14 protein-coding genes are annotated in these 18787 nt (G+C 46.7%); 3 read left to right on the top strand and 11 right to left on the bottom strand.

The features are described from left to right. Positions 1–80: 80 nt before the first annotated feature. Positions 81–1688, bottom strand: a complete 1608-nt coding sequence (purH, locus tag AB4512_RS01425; protein WP_017062703.1) for a bifunctional phosphoribosylaminoimidazolecarboxamide formyltransferase/IMP cyclohydrolase — start codon at positions 1686–1688, stop codon at positions 81–83. 325 nt (positions 1689–2013) lie between these two features. On the opposite strand from purH, the gene zntR reads away from it, so the two are divergent. Next, positions 2014–2454: a Zn(2+)-responsive transcriptional regulator gene (gene zntR, locus AB4512_RS01420; protein WP_017062704.1), complete on the top strand. Its 441-nt coding sequence runs from the start codon at positions 2014–2016 to the stop codon at positions 2452–2454. Positions 2455–2542: 88 nt separating this feature from the next. Here the strand turns inward: zntR and fis are convergent, their stop codons facing one another. From fis to AB4512_RS01375, 9 genes are all read right to left on the bottom strand, one after another. Continuing rightward, on the bottom strand, positions 2543–2839 hold the full coding sequence (gene fis, locus AB4512_RS01415) for a DNA-binding transcriptional regulator Fis (protein WP_004729744.1): 297 nt from the start codon (positions 2837–2839) through the stop codon (positions 2543–2545). Positions 2840–2862: 23 nt separating this feature from the next. Beyond that, entirely contained in the window at positions 2863–3831 is a 969-nt protein-coding gene (gene dusB, locus AB4512_RS01410; RefSeq protein ID WP_032546269.1) for a tRNA dihydrouridine synthase DusB, read from the bottom strand. 140 nt (positions 3832–3971) lie between these two features. Beyond that, a complete protein-coding gene (prmA, locus tag AB4512_RS01405) occupies positions 3972–4859 on the bottom strand; it encodes a 50S ribosomal protein L11 methyltransferase (protein ID WP_017055901.1) in 888 nt (295 codons plus the stop codon). A gap of 170 nt (positions 4860–5029) precedes the next feature. Continuing rightward, positions 5030–6373: an acetyl-CoA carboxylase biotin carboxylase subunit gene (gene accC, locus AB4512_RS01400; protein WP_102320311.1), complete on the bottom strand. Its 1344-nt coding sequence runs from the start codon at positions 6371–6373 to the stop codon at positions 5030–5032. A gap of 15 nt (positions 6374–6388) precedes the next feature. Next, the gene (accB, locus tag AB4512_RS01395; RefSeq protein WP_017062707.1) at positions 6389–6841 is read right to left on the bottom strand and encodes an acetyl-CoA carboxylase biotin carboxyl carrier protein; all 453 of its coding nucleotides are present in this window, start codon (positions 6839–6841) and stop codon (positions 6389–6391) included. Between the two features lie 74 nt (positions 6842–6915). Continuing rightward, the gene (gene aroQ, locus AB4512_RS01390) at positions 6916–7365 is read right to left on the bottom strand and encodes a type II 3-dehydroquinate dehydratase (RefSeq protein ID WP_010435475.1); all 450 of its coding nucleotides are present in this window, start codon (positions 7363–7365) and stop codon (positions 6916–6918) included. 322 nt (positions 7366–7687) lie between these two features. Continuing rightward, on the bottom strand, positions 7688–9637 hold the full coding sequence (gene acs / locus AB4512_RS01385) for an acetate--CoA ligase (RefSeq protein ID WP_009844693.1): 1950 nt from the start codon (positions 9635–9637) through the stop codon (positions 7688–7690). Positions 9638–9855: 218 nt separating this feature from the next. Then, a complete protein-coding gene (locus AB4512_RS01380) occupies positions 9856–10488 on the bottom strand; it encodes a 3'-5' exonuclease (RefSeq protein WP_017062708.1) in 633 nt (210 codons plus the stop codon). Between the two features lie 10 nt (positions 10489–10498). Then, complete coding sequence (locus AB4512_RS01375) at positions 10499–12331, bottom strand: DUF294 nucleotidyltransferase-like domain-containing protein (RefSeq protein WP_017071170.1); 1833 nt, start codon at positions 12329–12331, stop codon at positions 10499–10501. A gap of 232 nt (positions 12332–12563) precedes the next feature. On the opposite strand from AB4512_RS01375, the gene AB4512_RS01370 reads away from it, so the two are divergent. Together AB4512_RS01370 and AB4512_RS01365 are read left to right on the top strand one after the other, a co-directional pair. Beyond that, positions 12564–13760: a 3-phenylpropionate MFS transporter gene (locus tag AB4512_RS01370; protein WP_017062710.1), complete on the top strand. Its 1197-nt coding sequence runs from the start codon at positions 12564–12566 to the stop codon at positions 13758–13760. Positions 13761–13878: 118 nt separating this feature from the next. Beyond that, positions 13879–17310, top strand: a complete 3432-nt coding sequence (locus AB4512_RS01365; protein ID WP_372174195.1) for a PAS-domain containing protein — start codon at positions 13879–13881, stop codon at positions 17308–17310. A gap of 85 nt (positions 17311–17395) precedes the next feature. Here the strand turns inward: AB4512_RS01365 and AB4512_RS01360 are convergent, their stop codons facing one another. Then, complete coding sequence (locus AB4512_RS01360; RefSeq protein WP_017062713.1) at positions 17396–18781, bottom strand: lyase family protein; 1386 nt, start codon at positions 18779–18781, stop codon at positions 17396–17398. Between the last annotated feature and the right edge of the window lie 6 nt (positions 18782–18787).

The raw sequence follows: 18787 nt of genomic DNA, 5'->3' as shown, positions 1-18787 counted from the left end.
AACACTAAATGATAGTGTTGCTCATCTCGGAGCGCAGCGTTCTCGTTTCCCGTAGCGAAGCGCTCTCGTATCTTTTCTTTCTAGTGGCGGAAGTGACGCATGCCCGTAAAGATCATCGCCATGCCGTGTTCGTCTGCTGCTGCGATAACTTCGTCATCACGCATAGAGCCGCCCGGTTGGATAACACACTTGATGCCAGCCTCTGCAGCCGCGTCGATACCGTCACGGAATGGGAAGAATGCATCTGATGCCATCACACAGCCTTCAACCTGTAGACCTTCGTCTGCAGCTTTGATGCCTGCGATTTTCGCAGAGTAAACGCGGCTCATTTGGCCAGCGCCAACACCAATTGTCATGTCGCCTTTCGAGTAAACGATAGCGTTAGATTTAACGTATTTCGCTACTTTCCAGCAGAATAGAGCATCTTTCAATTCTTCAGCTGTAGGTTGGCGCTTAGAAACCACTTTAAGGTCATCTTCAGACACCATGCCTTGGTCGCGGTCTTGAACTAGCAAACCACCGTTAACGCGTTTAACGTCAAAGCCAGTTGTCTTCGTTGTCCACTCACCACACTCAAGTAGGCGAAGGTTTTTCTTAGCCGCTACGATTGCTACTGCTTCAGCAGAAACTGATGGTGCAATGATAACTTCAACGAATTGACGCTCAGTGATAGCCGTTGCTGTTGCAGCGTCTAGCTCACGGTTGAAAGCGATGATGCCGCCAAATGCAGAAGTTGGGTCTGTTTTGAATGCACGGTCGTAAGCTTCTAGGATGTCTTCACCTAGTGCAACACCACATGGGTTAGCGTGCTTAACGATCACACATGCTGGCTGGTCGAACTCTTTCACACACTCAAGTGCTGCGTCGGTGTCAGCGATGTTGTTGTAAGAAAGGGCTTTACCTTGAATCTGGCGAGCTGTAGAAACTGATGCTTCTTCAGGGTTTGCTTCAACGTAGAATGCGGCTGCCTGGTGGCTGTTCTCACCGTAGCGCATGTCTTGCTTTTTCTCGAACTGTTGGTTGAACGTGCGAGGGAATTTGCTCTTGTTTTCAGGAGAAGGTTCGTCACCTTCTTTGTTCTCACCGTAAGATGGAACCATAGTGCCGAAGTAGTTTGCGATCATGCCGTCGTAAGAAGCGGTGTGCTCGAATGCTGCGATAGCGAGGTCGAAGCGAGTCTCTAGTGTTAGAGATTTATCGTTCGTGTCCATTTCAGCGACAACGCGCTCGTAGTCGTGTGCGTTAACAACGATCGTTACGTCTTTGTGGTTTTTCGCTGCAGAGCGAACCATTGTAGGGCCGCCGATGTCGATGTTCTCAACAGCATCAGCAAGGGTACAACCTTCTTTAGCAACGGTTTCTGCGAATGGGTATAGGTTTACAACAACCATATCGATAGGGTTGATACCGTGAGTTTCCATCACGTCATCATCTTGGCCACGACGGCCTAGAACACCACCATGAACTTTTGGGTGCAGAGTCTTAACACGGCCATCCATCATTTCTGGGAAACCAGTGTAGTCAGATACTTCTGTAACAGAGATGCCTTTTTCAGCAAGCAGGCGAGCAGTGCCACCGGTAGATAGGATATCTACACCACGGTTAGCAAGAGCTTGTGCAAATTCAACGATACCAGTTTTGTCTGATACGCTGATTAGAGCGCGGCGAATTGGACGAGCGTTATTCATGCTTCCATCTTCCTCAAATTCATGGGGTTAAAATAAAGATATTTGCCAAAAAAGAACTTGTTTCTATCTTCTTAGCGTGGATTATCTTAGATACCAGTAAGAGATAAAATATTGGCCAGTTTTGGTAAAGACCTTTTGGGTTAGTCTTATGATTAAGCTATAAGATAACCAACTCCAAATTTGATGGCGCAGATTCTAACTAATTTATTACAAAAAAGCTCGCGCAATCGTTTGGCATCTCAAAATTAATTATGAAAAGTGCCATTTCAGCCTGAAAAGTAACGATAAGGTTAATTGTGGAATGGACGAAACAGTAGGAAAAAACATGTTTCAGATCGGTGAATTAGCGAAGCGATGCGGTGTGACAGCCGATACCTTGCGATTTTATGAGAAGAATAACCTGATCGCGCCAGCCAGTCGCAGTGACTCGGGTTATCGCCTATATGATGAAAATAACCAGAAACAGGTGACGTTTATTCTCAAATCTAAAGCGTTGGGGCTGAGTTTGGACGAGATTAAAGAATTGCTTGAGATTCGCCTCGAGGCCACACAGCACAGTTGCGCTGAAGTGAAGTCTATTACCTCAGCAAAGCTAGAGATGATTGATGAGAAGATTACCGAGTTAACTAAGATTCGCACCGCACTTAAAAAGATTAATGATGCGTGTTGTGGTCACGTAGACGATGATGCAAGCCATTGTTCGATTCTAGCAGCCTTGGACTCAGCAAACGTCGACAAAGGTCGCTGCTGTCGCACTGGAGAGTAATCAGCGACTATCACGGATCGACAAGCCAAAAAAAAGCCAAACTCAACAATGAGCTTGGCTTTCAATTCAATAAATTACGAAAGAACGATTAGTTCATGCCGTATTTTTTAAGTTTCTTGCGAAGAGTACCGCGGTTAATACCCATCATGGTTGCTGCGCGAGTTTGGTTACCGCGAGTGTACTGCATGATAGTGTCTAGTAGTGGCTGTTCAACTTCAGCTAATACTAATTCGTATAACTCGCTGACTTCTTGACCGTTTAATTGAGCAAGGTAATTTTTCAATGATGCTTTAACTGAGTCACGTAGTGGCTTCTGCGTGATTTGGTCTTGTGATGTAACTGTAGTTACTGTCAATGCTTCTGAAGTCAGATTTTGTTCGAACATATTCGGTCTAGCTCTTCTCGTAATTATGGTGCAACGTTATCAAAAAAACCTTCTAGCGCTTCAAGCTGCAGATCACCTGCTTCGAATGCGTTGAAGGTACGGCGAAACTCACTCGCTTGTTCATGTTCTTTTAGATACCAACCCACATGCTTACGAGCGATGCGAGGGCCTAAAAACTCTCCATAAAATTCATGTAGAGCGTGCACATGACCAAGCATGATGTCTTTCACTTCCGAAATCGGGAGTGGGTCCATCGTGGTGCCGTTTTCCAAATAGTGTAGGATTTCGTTAAAAATCCAAGGACGTCCTTGGGCAGGTCGACCTATCATTAAAGCATCAGCGCCGGTGTACTCCAGCACAAACTTCGCTTTTTCCGGACTATCGATATCACCGTTAGCGATAACCGGAATAGATACTGCTTGTTTCGCTGCTTTAATGTGTTTGTATTCTGCCTCACCTTTGTACATACAAGCGCGAGTTCTTCCATGGAGCGCAAGAGCTTGTATGCCGCAGTCTTCGGCTATTTTCGCGATTTGGACACAGTTTCTATTGTCTGTATCCCAGCCTGTGCGCGTTTTCAACGTTACTGGAACGTCGACAGCATTTACCACCGCTTTCAGAATGTCTTCAATGAGTTCTGGATGCTGCAGTAAGGCTGAGCCCGCAAGCTTCTTATTCACTTTTTTGGCTGGACAACCCATGTTGATATCGATGATTTGCGCACCGTTATCGACATTAAATTGAGCAGCCTCGGCCATAAGCTGTGGATCTGCACCAGCGATTTGTACTGAACGAATGCCCGATTCGCCTTCATGTACCATACGCTGCTGAGACTTTGACGTTTTCCAAACTTTCGGATTGGAGGACATCATTTCACTGACTGCCATCCCCGCCCCGTAGCGAAGACACAACTCACGGAATGGTCTATCCGTTACGCCAGCCATAGGAGCGACGATTAGATTGTTCTTAAGTTGATAATTTCCGATTTTCAAAAATGTCATCACAGTTCTGTACCAGCAAGGGCGCGCATTTTACGCATTTTTTCGCTGCGTGAAAAGACTAATATTTGAGCATTTACAATTTGTTTTTGTAATTTGTTTAAATTTCAGTCAATTAGCGCCCAAAGTCTTGTCTAGCCTTGCTTGCGACCTGAGATTCGACACCATTCTTGTTGTTCGATGATCGGATCAATGTGAAGCTCATCACGATAATAAGTGGCAACATCTTCTGCTTGTGTATCTAAAACACCCGACATCGCAAGTACACCATTTGGCTTAACTAGGCCCTTGATGATGCCAGAAAGGTCGCGTAATGGACCCGCAAGAATGTTGGCAACAACAACGTCTGCTAGCAAACCTTCCGGTTGATCTTGTGGCAAGAACACCTCTAGTTGCTCAGCAACGCCATTGCGTTGTGCGTTGTCTTTTGATGCAAGCAGAGCTTGAGGATCAATGTCGATCCCGATAACTTTTGCTGCGCCTAGTTTGATCGCAGCGATCGCTAGGATGCCTGAGCCACAACCGAAGTCGATCACGGTTTTGCCTGCAAGGTCTAAGCCTTCAAGCCACTCAAGACACAATGCCGTTGTCGGGTGAGTACCTGTACCAAATGCAAGGCCAGGGTCTAGCATTACGTTAACAGCGTCAGGTTCAGGGATATCGCGCCAGCTAGGGCAGATCCATAAACGCTCACCAAACTTCATTGGGTGGAAGTTGTCCATCCATTCACGCTCCCAATCCTTGTCTTCAATTTGCTCTACTTTATGAGCAAAGTCTGCAGGGAACATGTTGCTTGCTTTAATCTGCGCTAGAACGACACCAGTATCAGTCTCAGCGTCGTAAAGCGCGAGAATGTCAGTATCACCCCAAAGGCGAGTTTCGCCTGGCAGAGGCTCAAATACAGGGGTATCTTGTGCATCCAGGAAAGTTACAGAAAGAGCACCAGTCTCTTCCATTAACATGTCGCCGATTTGTTCGGCATTTTCATTGGTAGCATTAAGCTTGATTTGAATCCAAGGCATGGCTGCATCTTCTATATGAGAAAAATTGGATGGCGATTCTAGCAGAAAATATGAGCAAATTCACCAAAACCCCACGGAATATAATGGGGATTAAAGATTGATTTTTTCGGCGGTTCAAAAACAAAAATGCTCACCGAAGTGAGCATTTTGACTGTTCTTAAACGAACGGATTATGACAAACCAAGTTTCTTCTCAAGGTAGTGGATGTTTGCACCACCGTGTTGGAAGTTTTCGTCGTTCATAATAGACAGTTGAAGCTCAGTATTAACGTTAATACCTTCAACAATCATTTCACCCAATGCGTTCTTCATACGAGCGATAGCAACATCACGGTTCTCACCGTAAGTGATCAGCTTACCAATCATTGAATCGTAGTGTGGTGGCACTGTGTAACCCGTGTAGATGTGAGATTCCCAACGTACGCCCATGCCGCCTGGTGCGTGGAAACGTTCAATCTTACCTGGTGAAGGTAGGAAACGAACTGGATCTTCAGCATTGATACGACATTCGATTGAGTGGCCACGCAGCTTAATGTCATCCTGAGTGAATGATAGAGGCTGACCAGCTGCAATACGTAGCTGTTCTTTCACTAGGTCGATACCCGTTACCATTTCAGTAATCGTGTGTTCAACCTGGATACGAGTGTTCATTTCGATGAAGTAGAATTCACCGTTCTCGTATAGGAATTCAAATGTACCTGCACCGCGGTAACCGATCTCAATACATGCACGAGTACAACGTTCGCCAATGTACTTACGCATCTCTTCAGTGATACCTGGAGCTGGCGCTTCTTCCACAACTTTCTGGTGACGACGTTGCATTGAACAGTCACGCTCACCTAGGTGGATAGCATTACCTTGGCCATCTGCAAGCACTTGTACTTCAATGTGACGTGGGTTTTCTAGGAATTTCTCCATGTAAACCATGTCGTTGTTGAAACATGCTTTTGCTTCAGCACGAGTCATCGCGATAGCTTCTGTTAATTCTGCTTCAGAACGAACAACACGCATACCACGACCGCCGCCGCCGCCAGATGCCTTGATGATAACTGGGAAGCCAATGCGTTTAGCGTGCGCTTTGTTTTTTGCTTCGTCGTCGTTAAGAGGGCCGTCAGAACCTGGTACACAAGGTACGCCAGCTTTCTTCATTGACGTGATAGCTGACACTTTGTCACCCATCATGCGAATGGTTTCAGCTTTAGGGCCAACGAAGATAAAGCCACTGCGCTCTACCTGTTCTGCAAAGTCTGCATTTTCAGATAGGAAGCCGTAGCCAGGGTGAACAGCTACTGCACCTGTAACTTCAGCTGCGCTGATGATACGAGGGATGTTTAGGTAGCTATCGATACCACGAGCTGGACCGATACAAATGGTTTCGTCTGCAAGCAGTACGTGCTTAAGGTCACGGTCAGCAGTTGAGTGAACCGCTACCGTTTTAATGCCAAGCTCTTTACATGCACGCAGAATACGTAGTGCAATCTCACCACGGTTCGCGATTACTAATTTATCTAACATAATGAGTGCTCTCTATTATTCGATAATTACTAGAGCTTGGTCGAATTCTACTGGTTGACCGTCTTCAACTAGGATAGCTGTTACAACACCAGATTTATCAGCTTCGATTTGGTTCATCATTTTCATTGCTTCAACGATACATAGCGTTTCGCCAGCAGTTACAGATTGACCAACTTTAACGAATGGTTTTGCGTCTGGGCTTGGAGCGCCGTAGAAAGTACCAACCATTGGAGAAAGAACTTGGTGACCAGCTGGAACTGCAGGAGCTGCTGCTTCTGCTGCTACAGGTGCCGCCGCAGGAGCTGCTGCCGCTACAGGTGCTGGAGCAGCTGCATATTGAACAGGTGCTACAGGTGCAGTGCTGTTACGACTGATTCGTACTGACTCTTCACCTTCAGAGATTTCTAGCTCAGAAATACCAGACTCTTCAACCAATTCGATTAGCTTTTTGATTTTGCGAATATCCATTGTTTCTTTCTCTTTATCTGTTAATTGAACTTACTCTATGACTGAGTAGGTTAGTAATAGTTCGTTGTTTATGTTTACTTTGAGTTGAGCTTGCTGAGCGCAGCGGTCAAAGCAAATTGATAACCTTGGGCACCTAAGCCACAAATCACACCTTCTGCTTTATCAGATAGGTAAGAGTGGTGACGGAATGGTTCACGCGCGTGAACATTCGATAGATGAACCTCAATAAATGGTATGGCAACGCCAAGTAGTGCATCACGCAGTGCCACACTGGTATGTGTAAAGGCTGCTGGGTTGATAATAATAAAATCAACATTTTGATAAGCACTATGGATAGCTTCAATCAGTTCGTACTCACGATTTGACTGTAAGTGAGATAGCTCAACATCGTGTGCTTTCGCTTGCTCGGTCAGTGAGCTAATAATCTGGTCAAGTGTTTGAGAACCGTAGTGTGCGGGCTCTCTAAGGCCTAACAGGTTAAGGTTTGGGCCATTTAAAACTAGAATGCGAAACTTTGTAGACATCGTGGGGCTATCTTCCTTTATCGTGTTTACGAACGTGAATGTTGCCATTTTATTGAAAATTTGCGGTTAATTTCCAGTGAGAAAAACCCAAATTTAAAAATTAGAACCAGATTATAGCTAATTCAGCGCAAATCGCAGCAATTTACTGGTCTAATCTCCTATTGATACAGCTTGGAATTGTTACCAACTTAACAAAAAAGCGTCTTAGCCTTAATTTGGGGCGGGATATTTGAGATCAAGATCAGCCATAAAAAAACCGCCACATAGGTGACGGTTTAGAAAGTGCTGTTTTAAACAGTGATTAGCTGCTGTGACTGGTTGCTTATGCCAGTTCTGCTTTCTCGGCAATCAGCTTATCAACCACACTTGGGTCGGCCAGTGTCGAGGTATCACCTAGGTTACCTGTATCGCCAGTCGCGATTTTACGCAGGATACGACGCATGATTTTACCCGAACGAGTTTTTGGTAGAGAGTCGGTCCAGTGCAGTACATCTGGCGTTGCAATTGGGCCAATCTCTTTACGTACCCAGTCTTTTACTTCTTTATGAAGCTCTGCGGTTGGGAACTCACCATCATTCAGCGTGATGTAAGCGTAAATCGCTTGGCCTTTAATATCATGAGGGATGCCCACAATCGCGGCTTCTGCAATCTTATCGAACGCGACTAGAGCCGATTCAATCTCAGCAGTACCCATACGGTGACCTGATACGTTAAGTACATCATCGACACGCCCCGTAATCCAGTAGTAACCGTCTTCATCACGACGAGCGCCGTCACTGGTGAAGTACATGCCTTTAAAGGTCGAGAAGTAAGTCTGTTCGAAGCGGTCATGATCGCCATGAACGGTACGCATTTGGCCTGGCCAAGAGTCAAGAATCACTAGGTTGCCGTCTGTTGCACCCTCAATGATGTTACCCATGTTATCAACCAGTGCCGGTTGCACACCGAAGAATGGACGAGTTGCAGAGCCCGGTTTCAGGTCTGTTGCGCCTGGTAGCGGTGCAATCAAGATACCGCCCGTTTCTGTTTGCCACCATGTATCAACAATTGGAGATTGCTCATTACCGATTGTTTTGTAGTACCACTCCCACGCCTCTGGGTTGATAGGTTCACCCACTGAGCCCATGATTCTTAGGCTGTCACGAGAAGTACCTTCAACGGCTTCATTGCCTTTCGCCATCAATGCACGAATAGCCGTTGGCGCCGTATAAAGAATATTAACTTGGTGCTTATCGACCACTTCGCTCATGCGGCTGGTGTTCGGGTAATTTGGCACGCCTTCAAACAGAATCGTTTTTGCGCCATTAGCAAGCGGTCCGTAAACAAGATATGTGTGACCGGTAATCCAACCCACATCGGCTGTACACCAGAAAGTCTCGCCTTCTTGGTAATCGAATACGTATTTGAAGGTCATCGCAGCATAAACAAGGTAGCCACCTGTGGTGTGCATAACGCCTTTAGGTTTACCTGTTGAGCCTGACGTATAAAGGATGAATAGTGGATCTTCTGCGTTCATCTCTTCTGGTGGGCAATCTGCAGATACATTAGCAATAGCATCGTGCCACCACACATCGCGATGTTCGTGCCATGCCACATCACCGCCAGTGCGTTTGAATACAACAACCTTCTCGATGTTTTTCACTTCAGGGTTCGTCAGTGCTTCATCGACATTCTTTTTCAGTGGAACAGCACGGCCGCCACGCACGCCTTCATCGGCAGTGATAACGACTTTAGAATTTGAATCGATAATACGACCAGACAGTGCTTCTGGTGAGAAACCACCAAATACGACTGTGTGAACCGCACCGATACGGGTACACGCCAGCATGGCTACTGCCGCTTCTGGCACCATTGGCATGTATAAACAAACCACATCACCTTTGCGCACGCCTTGCTCTTTTAGAGCATTCGAAAACAGGCACACTTCTTTATGCAGTTCATTAAAAGTTAGAGTTTTATCATCTGCCGGGTCATCGCCTTCCCAGATGATAGCGACTTCATCACCGCGCTCAGCAAGGTGGCGGTCGATACAGTTAGCCGAAACGTTAAGCGTGCCATCTTCAAACCAGCGAATATCAATGTGGCCAGGGTCGAAAGAGGTGTTTTTTACTTGTGTGAAAGGTTTGATCCAATCAACGATTTTTCCGTGTTCACCCCAAAAGCCTTCAGGGTCAGAAACAGATTGCTGGTACATGGCTAGGTAAGTGTCATTATCCGCGTGTGTGGTTGATTTAATATTTTCTTTTACCGGATAAACGTGGGCTTCACTCATTGCATCTCTCCTTGTGCCTACATTCCTAATGAACTGGCAACTTCCTTTGTGTTCAGTTTCTAGGTCTATTACAGAACCGTCTTTGTGTTATCACTCTCGGCTAGGACGGCGATTTCCACAATTAGACTTTAGGATGAGACGCTGCTTTTCACTTACAAAATAGCGAGTTAAGTTCAATTTTGAGATGTTGCTCTCTATGTGAAGCGCCAGTGGTTGAATTAAGAATAAGAAGAGTTGAAACGGGGAAGGTCACCATGTTTCAGGCGCACAAAGATCAGCGCAGCGGAGATAGCGTCTTGTAATGCATCATGTTTATTGACCGGGATAGGTAAATCGAGTTGGCGACAGATGGCGTCCATACTGAGATCAAAATAGGCATTGGGCAGCTGTCTTTCGAGTTTATCTTGGTAGAGCTGGCTCACTTCGACTAATCGGTTAGGCAGTGGAAATCCAAGCTGTTTTAAACAGGCACGGTCGAGAATCTTTTTATCATAGCGGATGTGATAGCCGACTAAAGGACGATTTCCGATGAAGTTCAGTAGCTCAATTAGGGCTTGTTTCTCTTCTATACCGTGCTTTAGATCTTGATGGCGAATGCGGTGGATTTTGATGGAATTACAATCGAGTGACTGAGGTGCTCTGAGTCGAACTTCAAAAGGTTGGCTGGTAATGATTCGGTTACCGATGATCTTTGTCGCGGCAATAGTGACTAATTCCGCTTGATTGGGATCTAGGCTGGTGGTTTCACAATCGAGCGATACATATTCATGATCAATAGGCGCAGTAAACAGAGGCTGATAGAGGGAGCCTTTGAGCTTGTGATGCCAGTAATAGCGAACCAACCTATTCATCGTTCAATGCCTAATCCCGTATCTGATAGTGGTAGCCGAGCCATTGCTTGAATTTCTTCACCACGTGCAGGCTATGACGAAGCAGATCCCTGTCTGCGCGTTCCATCAGTTTGACGTTAATCTTGTTGCTGCTGTGCTGCTGAGAAAGCCTTTGGGCTAAGCGCCACTTAAAGAATTGCTTGAGTGCTTCACTGAGATTATCGGCAGTACTTTGCTCTAATACTTTCTTGCTGACCAGCTGCTCAATGCGTTCGAAGGTGTTGTTGACCGTGACACCATGTTCTAGGCAAAGCGCTCTCACACCATGCACGATAGGGAAAATACCGCCTTGTTTGATATCGAGTCCGGACTTGGATTGCTTCACATTACCAAACAGGGTCAGGGGAACTGAGAAGTTCAGCGCCGGGCGGCAGAACTCCGTCAGAATCAATTCTTGTCCGAGCATTAAATCACTGAGGTGCTGCTTTACAGGTTTTAATAACTCTCTATTCCCCGCTACTGCGTGTGCATCTGCCATGATCGCGATATCCATCACGGTGTCTGGCGTGGCTTTTTTTACCCAATGGGTAAGGGTTTGTTTCCACTCTTGCTCTGAATGCACCCATTTCGGATTGTTGACCATCACGTTGCCCGGGCACAGTGGGTAACCCAATTGTTGAAGGGTATGAGTGAGGTCGTTCATGGCACTTTGGCATTGATGCCACTCCAAGCCATCTTGAATTATGAGCGCGTTGTCTTGATCGGTTTTGAGAATTTGTTCCCCACGGCCTTCGGAACCCAACACGATTAGGCAGCAATGATTATGCAGTGCAGGTGGGATCACCAACTCAAAAGCCTTCTCTATGATCTGTTCGTTGACCGCAGAAATCAGCTCCATGATAAAGCGTGTGCGAATCCCATTACTGAGCAAGCTCTCGACCAGTTGACGTTGTTTGTTGGATGCCATTGCCAATTCTTCAACGCTGGTGGCGCGCGCAATACGCAAAGTAAGAACGTGGGAGTGTGTGGAGAATGCACTGAGAATCTGTGTCATATCCACCATGCCGACCGCATTTTTACCATCACAAACCATCAACCTTTTTACTCGATTTCTGGTCATGGTAATCATGGCGTTAAATAAGAAATCGCCTTGGTTCACGTGCATCACCGGAAACGTTGCGATCTCACCGACAGGCGCATCCAGTGTGAAATTATCGAGCATCACAGCATGCAATAAATTGGTTCGAGTGACGATTCCATACGGCAAGGAACATGATGATCCAAAAGCTTTTGGATCATTATGTTCCAAATGGACTAGGGCCGAGTCTAACCCTTGTTCTTTAAGGGTTTGAGTGACTTGGTTGATCGGTTGGTTTGGTTCAAGTATCAGTGGTGGGTGATAGATAGAGTCATCCACTTTGGTTAATATAAACTCGGCAAGATTCTGTTGCTGCTGGGCGGCTTCTATCAAAGCTTTTCGTGTTGATAGGTTGCTATCAAAGTAGGCAGCGAATTGGCCATTGGCGTGGTAAAGCTCAAGAAAAATATCGGTGGGCAGCAGATAACTTAATGTATCTTCGAGTGCGATATATTGGTGTTTGGTGTGGGGTTCAAACTGGCTGCGGACATCAAAAATATCGTCATTGGCATAGTGTGCGTAAATCTCACCATCACTGCTCGCGCGCTCTTCAACAGCTCCTTTGATCAAAATATGCAGGTGTCGGCTCGGCCTTTCAGCTTCCAGTATCACTTCTTGAGAGCGGTAATACACCACGTCTAATGAAGAGCGAAGCTTCAACTGTTCGGCGTCGGACAGGCTATCGAAGGGCGGGTGCTGCATATTAAATTTGTCAGGCATAAGCATCACAAGAAGAAATGGGAGTCTTTAATCAGTCTGACAAAATACCAGCGAAGCTCCAGACGACTTTAGTCTAAATGCGAGTGTGGGGATTAATGAGCGTGAAATCTCTTGTTGAAATGCGATATTCAGACCCACTGAATATGGGAATACTATCCCAGTAATAATTCCCTTTTTCATCGTATGCGAGATAGGCATAATTGGTGCTGCCTTTTTCCGTACACTTTATAGGTCATTTATGTTTAGCCCTTCACCCTATGGCTGGATCTCTCAGTATTTTCTTGGTTTCTTTTTTGCGTATGGCGTGTATTTGCCATTTTGGGCGTTGTGGTTTGAAGACCAAGGCGTGTCTGCTGGTGATATTGGCGTATTGATTGGTATCGGCTTTGCGACTCGTTGTGTGGCCAACTTAGTGATTACGCCGCGTATCCATAAAGTGGAACACTTGATGCCAGCGCTACGCTGTTTGAGTTTCGCTGCGCTGCTGTTTGTCGGTTTCCACTTCTTCACCGGTGGCAGCTTTATACTGATGTTGTTGGCAACGGTACTGTTTAACCTCTGTTGTGGGCCGATCATTCCTCTTTCTGATGCGATGGCTAACCATTACAGTCGTTTGAAAATGCTCGACTACGGCCGAACTCGTCTTTGGGGATCAATTGCCTTTATCGCAGGTTCAACGGTTGTTGGCTATTTGGTGGCACAATTCGGCACTGACATGATTTTGTATACTGCGCTTGCCGGTGTGTTGCTGTCATTGATTCTTGCGATGAGAAACCCCAATGTGATGCCAGTAACACAATCTGAGCAACAAGCGGCGCGACCAAAACTAGGTGAACTGCTGCGTGAGTCGTCAGTGGTAAAGTTTTTAGCCTTGATGGCGCTGCTGCAAGGTAGTCATGCGGCTTACTACAGTTTTAGTGCGATTTATTGGAAAGAAGCGGGTCACTCAGAAGCTATCATCGGTTATTTGTGGAGTTTAGGTGTTGTTGCTGAAGTGGCCGTATTTGCTCTGAGTAAGCGATTATTCTCAGGCTGGTCACTGCGTACTTTGTTTGTCGTCGCGGCTATTGGGGTGATGGCGCGTTGGGGTATAACCGCATCAACCACGGCGATTTTTGCACTGGTGATGGTGCAGTTGCTGCACGGTGTGACATTTGCCATGGCACACATCGCCGCGATTCAATACATCCAATCTGAAGAACAAAACAAGATGGTTGCGCTACAAGCCCTGTATAACGCGATTCCATTAGGTGCCTTTATTGCACTGATGACCACCTTAAGTGGTTGGGGTTATGAGCTTTGGGGCGCAAATATCTTCTGGGGCATGGCTGCAATGGGTGCACTTGCTCTGTTTATTAAGTTGGATGAAAGAAGTTCAGTGGTTGAGATTAATCAATCAGATTCGGAACAGTCAGAATCTCACAGCAAATGCTGATAATTAGAGTCTAAAGCACAGAATTTAAGCGATGCGATTGAGTTAATCACCCATCCTTAGTTAAATGAAACCTCTCCCTTATGGAGAGGTTTTTTTATGGATGAAAAAAGGGTTTTCAATGCAAGGATGGATAGTAATTCCAGTCTCTTTAGCCTACTTGGGCGTGTTATTTCTGATCGCTTGGTATGGAGACAGGCAGGTTCGTTGGCTATCGCGTTGGCGCCCGTGGATCTATAGCCTTTCGATTGCCGTGTATTGTACCTCTTGGACCTTCTATGGAACGGTCGGGCAGGCGAGTAACAACCCTTGGTCTTTTTTACCCATTTACCTCGCCCCGATTCTAGTCTTTACACTAGGCTGGCGGATCTTGGCGCGGCTGATCCTGATTGCGAAGCGGGAACATATCACCTCCATTGCCGACTTTATCGCGGCTCGTTATGGAAAATCTCAGGGCTTAGCGGTGGCGGTGACGGTTATCGCCGTGGTTGGTATCCTTCCTTATATTGCTCTGCAACTGCGTGGTATTACCATGGGGTTGGATATTGTTGCACCCAACCTAGCGGCTGACTTCGGTTATCAGGACTATCATGTGTCTTGGTTTGTGGTCGGTGCTTTGGCTATTTTCACCATGCTGTTTGGTACAAGACACATTGATAACACAGAGCATCACCGTGGCATGATGATGGCGGTGGCGTTTGAATCCATCGTTAAGCTCGCGGCATTCCTGATCGTTGGCCTATTCATCATGTATCTGGCGATGAGCAGCGACAAGATCGACTTGCTTGATGTGGCGGCTTCCACCTACGAATCACCCAATATTCCGACCTTAATTATTCATACCGTTTTAACCATGTTGGCGATTGTCTGTCTGCCACGCCAGTTCCATACCATGGTGGTAGAGAACGAACGTCCTCAAGACCTGCATACCGCTCGTTGGTTGTTTCCGCTTTACCTGATTTTGATGGGACTGTTCGTGCTGCCAATTGCTTGGGCAGGACAAGGACTACTTACTGGTATGCCAGCGGATACCTATGTGATCAGTGTGCCAATGTCAGAAGGCGCTAATCACATTGCCTTGCTGGCTTTCCTTGGTGGTACGTCTGCGGCAAGTGGCATGGTGATAGTGTCGACCATCGCCTTGGCGATCATGGTGTCGAATGATTTAGTGATGCCATTGTTACTGCGCCGTATGCGCCTAACTCAAAGAACCCATCGACACTTTTCTGGCCTGCTACTGGTGATTCGCCGCGGGCTAATTTTACTGCTGTTACTGGGTGCTTGGCTGTTTTATCAGGCGCTCGATACCATCCATTCACTGTCAGCGATTGGCTTTCTTTCCTTTGCTGCGATTGCTCAATTCGCGCCAGCACTTATTGGTGGTTTGTACTGGCGCCCGGGTAACCGCAAGGGCGTGTATGTCGGCTTAATGGTGGGCTCGTTGATTTGGCTGATTACCTTGATGAGCCAAACCAGCATGTTGGCTGGCGACAGTGACAGTAACCTTTTACTGTGGATTATCACGCCGCCAGAACTGCTCAGTAGCTGGAATATCAGCAGTTCAAACTGGGGCATTGTGCTGAGTATTATACTTAATACCTTGTGCTATGCCGTGGTTTCGATGACGACTCGCCCAAGCCTAAGTGAGCGCTTACAATCAGCAGCATTTGTTGGCACGCCGCTGCCTGAAAACGAGAATATCAGCCTTTACCAGAACCGAGTGACGGTCGCTGAATTAGAGATGCTGGCGTCGCGTTTTGTAGGCCGTAAGCGTGCCAAAAGTGCCTTACACAGCTATTGGCAACAACACGGTCAGCCGCTGCTTCCTAATCAACAAGCGCCTGCAAGTCTGATTCGACACGCAGAGCGCGTGCTCGCCGGAGTATTCGGTGCTTCGTCTGCTAAGTTAGTACTTACTTCCGCTTTACAGGGAAGAAACATGCAGCTTGAAGAAGTCGCGACCATCGTGGATGAAGCTTCGGAACTGTACGACTTCAGCCGTGGTTTACTGCAAGGCGCGATTGAACATATTGGCCAAGGCATCGCAGTAATCGACAAACAAATGAGGCTGGTGGCGTGGAATCAGCGCTATCTAGAATTGTTTGAGTTCCCTGCTGGTTTGATACAAGTGGGCAGGCCGATCTCCGATGTGATTCGCCATAATGCTCAGCAAGGTTTGTGTGGTCCGGGTGACCCTGAAGATCATGTGCGTCGCCGTGTTTATCATTTGGAGCAAGGCACTCGACATACCTCTTCTCGCATTCGTCCTGATGGTCGAGTGATTGAAGTGCAAGGTAACCCGATGCCAAATGGTGGCTTTGTGATGAGCTTTACCGACATCACGGTATTCCGACAAGCAGAGCAAGCGCTAAAAGATGCCAACGAAAGTTTGGAATCGAGAGTGCATGAGCGAACTCAAGAACTCGAAAAACTGAACCATCGCTTGGTAAAAGCCACGCAGATTTCGGATCAAGAATCACAATCTAAGAGTCGTTTTCTAGCCGCGGTAAGCCACGATTTGATGCAGCCGCTCAATGCCGCACGTCTATTTGCTTCGTCACTGTCTGAGGTGGCAAAAGAGCAAGAGGTGAAGCAATTGTCATCTCACATCGAGAGTGCACTTGGCGCCGCAGAAGATTTGATTGGTGACTTGCTGGATATCTCTCGATTGGAGTCCGGAAAGTTAGAAACCAACATTCACGCGATTGCCGTGCATGACGTATTAACCAATTTGAACGCGGAATTTAGCGCTCTAGCGAGACAACAGAAAATTGAGTTTAAGATGATTCCGTCGTCATTGTTCATTCATTCAGACCCTAAGCTGTTGAGGCGTGTGATTCAGAACTTTTTGACCAATGCGTTCCGCTATAACCCGGAAGGGAAAGTGGTACTGGGTGCGAGAAGAGTGAATGGACAGGTTCGAATTGATGTGTGGGATAATGGAACCGGTATCGATGAAGACAAGCAACAAGAAATCTTTGAAGAGTTTACTCGTGGCAGCCAAGTACGAGCCGATCAAGGATTGGGGTTAGGGCTGGCTATCTCGAAAGGTATTGCTCATGTGCTTGGCCATCAAATTTCGATGCGCTCATGGCCGGGGCAAGGCAGTGTCTTTTCCATCACCTTAGCTAGAGCGGAAAAAGTGGCTCCAGTTGTGCAAGCTTCGACGCCAATGGCGACCAGCGACATCGAACATCTCAAGATATTGTGTGTCGATAATGAACGAGAAATCTTAGTCGGTATGGAAAACCTGATCGGACGTTGGGGCTGTGAGGTTAAGACGGCGGTTGATTTGGTCGAAAGCTTGCAGTGCCTAGATGAGGGTTGGCTACCTGATGTGATTTTCTCTGATTACCGTTTAGATAATGGCAGAACGGGTCTCGAAGTCCTGCAGCAGTGTCGCTTGCGCCTCGGAGACTCTTTTGAAGGGGTCATCATTAGTGCCGATAGAACCGATGACATGTTGGCAGCGATAAAGGCCAACAGCTTTCGCTTTATTGCCAAGCCAGTGAAACCGTTAAAACTCAGAGCAGTATTGAATCGCGTGAGCTAGTTTAATTAACTCTTAGATATTAAAAAGGCCTCAGATGAGGCCTTTTTTGTTTCTGTGGATGACTATTCGTTTTTTAATTCAATAACTAACCAGCAATGCCACCTTGTGTCAGTGTGGTTGGATCAAGCAGTTTACTGAGCTCTTCTCGGCTAAGATCGGTTTCTCTTTCTGCGACATCCAGAATTGGTAAGCCTTCTTTGTAAGCTTTCTTGGCAATATCAGCCGCCTTCAAGTAGCCAATCACAGGGTTAAGTGCGGTCACTAGGATTGGGTTCTTTGACAGTGCCAAATCGAGATTGTCTTGGCGTACCGTGAAGGTCGCGATGGCTTTGTCCGCTAAAGCGACTGAGCTGTTTGCCAATAACTCAATACTTTCCAACACGTTATGAGCAATCACTGGCAGCATCACATTAAGTTGGAAGTTACCTGATTGTCCGGCTACGGTAATGGTGGTGTCGTTGCCAATGACTTGCGCCGCCGCCATAGCTGCAGCTTCTGGAATCACAGGATTTACCTTGCCAGGCATGATCGATGAGCCTGGTTGTAGAGCCTGTAATTCAATTTCCCCTAAGCCAGCCAACGGCCCAGAGTTCATCCAGCGAAGATCGTTTGAGATCTTCATGATCGCAACTGCTGCCGTTTTGAGCTGACCTGACAGCGCAACGATCGCGTCTTGACTGCTGAGGCTAAAAAAGAAGTTTTCACTCGAGCTAAAACTGATCTTTGTCGATTGAGACAGGTTACTCGCAAACTTATCGGCAAAGCGTGGGTCAGCATTGATCCCTGTTCCAACCGCAGTACCACCTTGTGCTAAAGCCTTGATAGCGGGCAGGGTGTTCTCTATTGCTTGCTTAGCGTGTTCTATCTGAAATTTCCAACCACCTAGCTCTTGAGCAAAGGTCATTGGCATCGCATCCATTAGATGAGTGCGGCCGGTCTTCACGACCTCCGCAAGTTCCTGTTGTTTGATGGTGAGTGCTTCAGAAAGGTGAGTTAATGCAGGTAATAGCTTATTTTCAGCCATCAAAGCAACGCTCACTTGAATTGCGGTTGGCACCACATCGTTACTGCTTTGGCCCATGTTGACGTGATCATTGGGGTTCACGTCGCCTTGCAAGCTTCTTGAGGCAAGCGTAGCAATCACTTCATTGGCATTCATGTTGGAACTGGTACCTGAACCGGTTTGGTAGACATCGATAGGGAATTGATCGAGGTGTTTACCCTCAATGATCTCTTGGCTGGCTTCGGCTATCGCGTTGGCAATATCACCTTCCAGTAGACCTAACTGAGCATTGGTATCTGCCGCTGCCTGTTTAATTAACGCCAGTGCTTGAATAAAACTGGTCGGCATCTTGTGAGAGCTAAACGCGAAGTTATCCGCTGCACGCTGAGTTTGTGCTTGGTATAGCGCATCGGCAGGGACTTTCACTTCGCCCATGCTGTCTTTTTCAATCCGAAATTGTAGGGTCATGTTCTA

The organism is Vibrio sp. 10N.222.52.B7, assembly GCF_041474275.1.
Taxonomy (GTDB): domain Bacteria; phylum Pseudomonadota; class Gammaproteobacteria; order Enterobacterales; family Vibrionaceae; genus Vibrio; species Vibrio crassostreae_C.
Note: the sequence above shows the minus strand (reverse complement) of the source record. Positions and strands in the feature narration are given on the sequence as shown.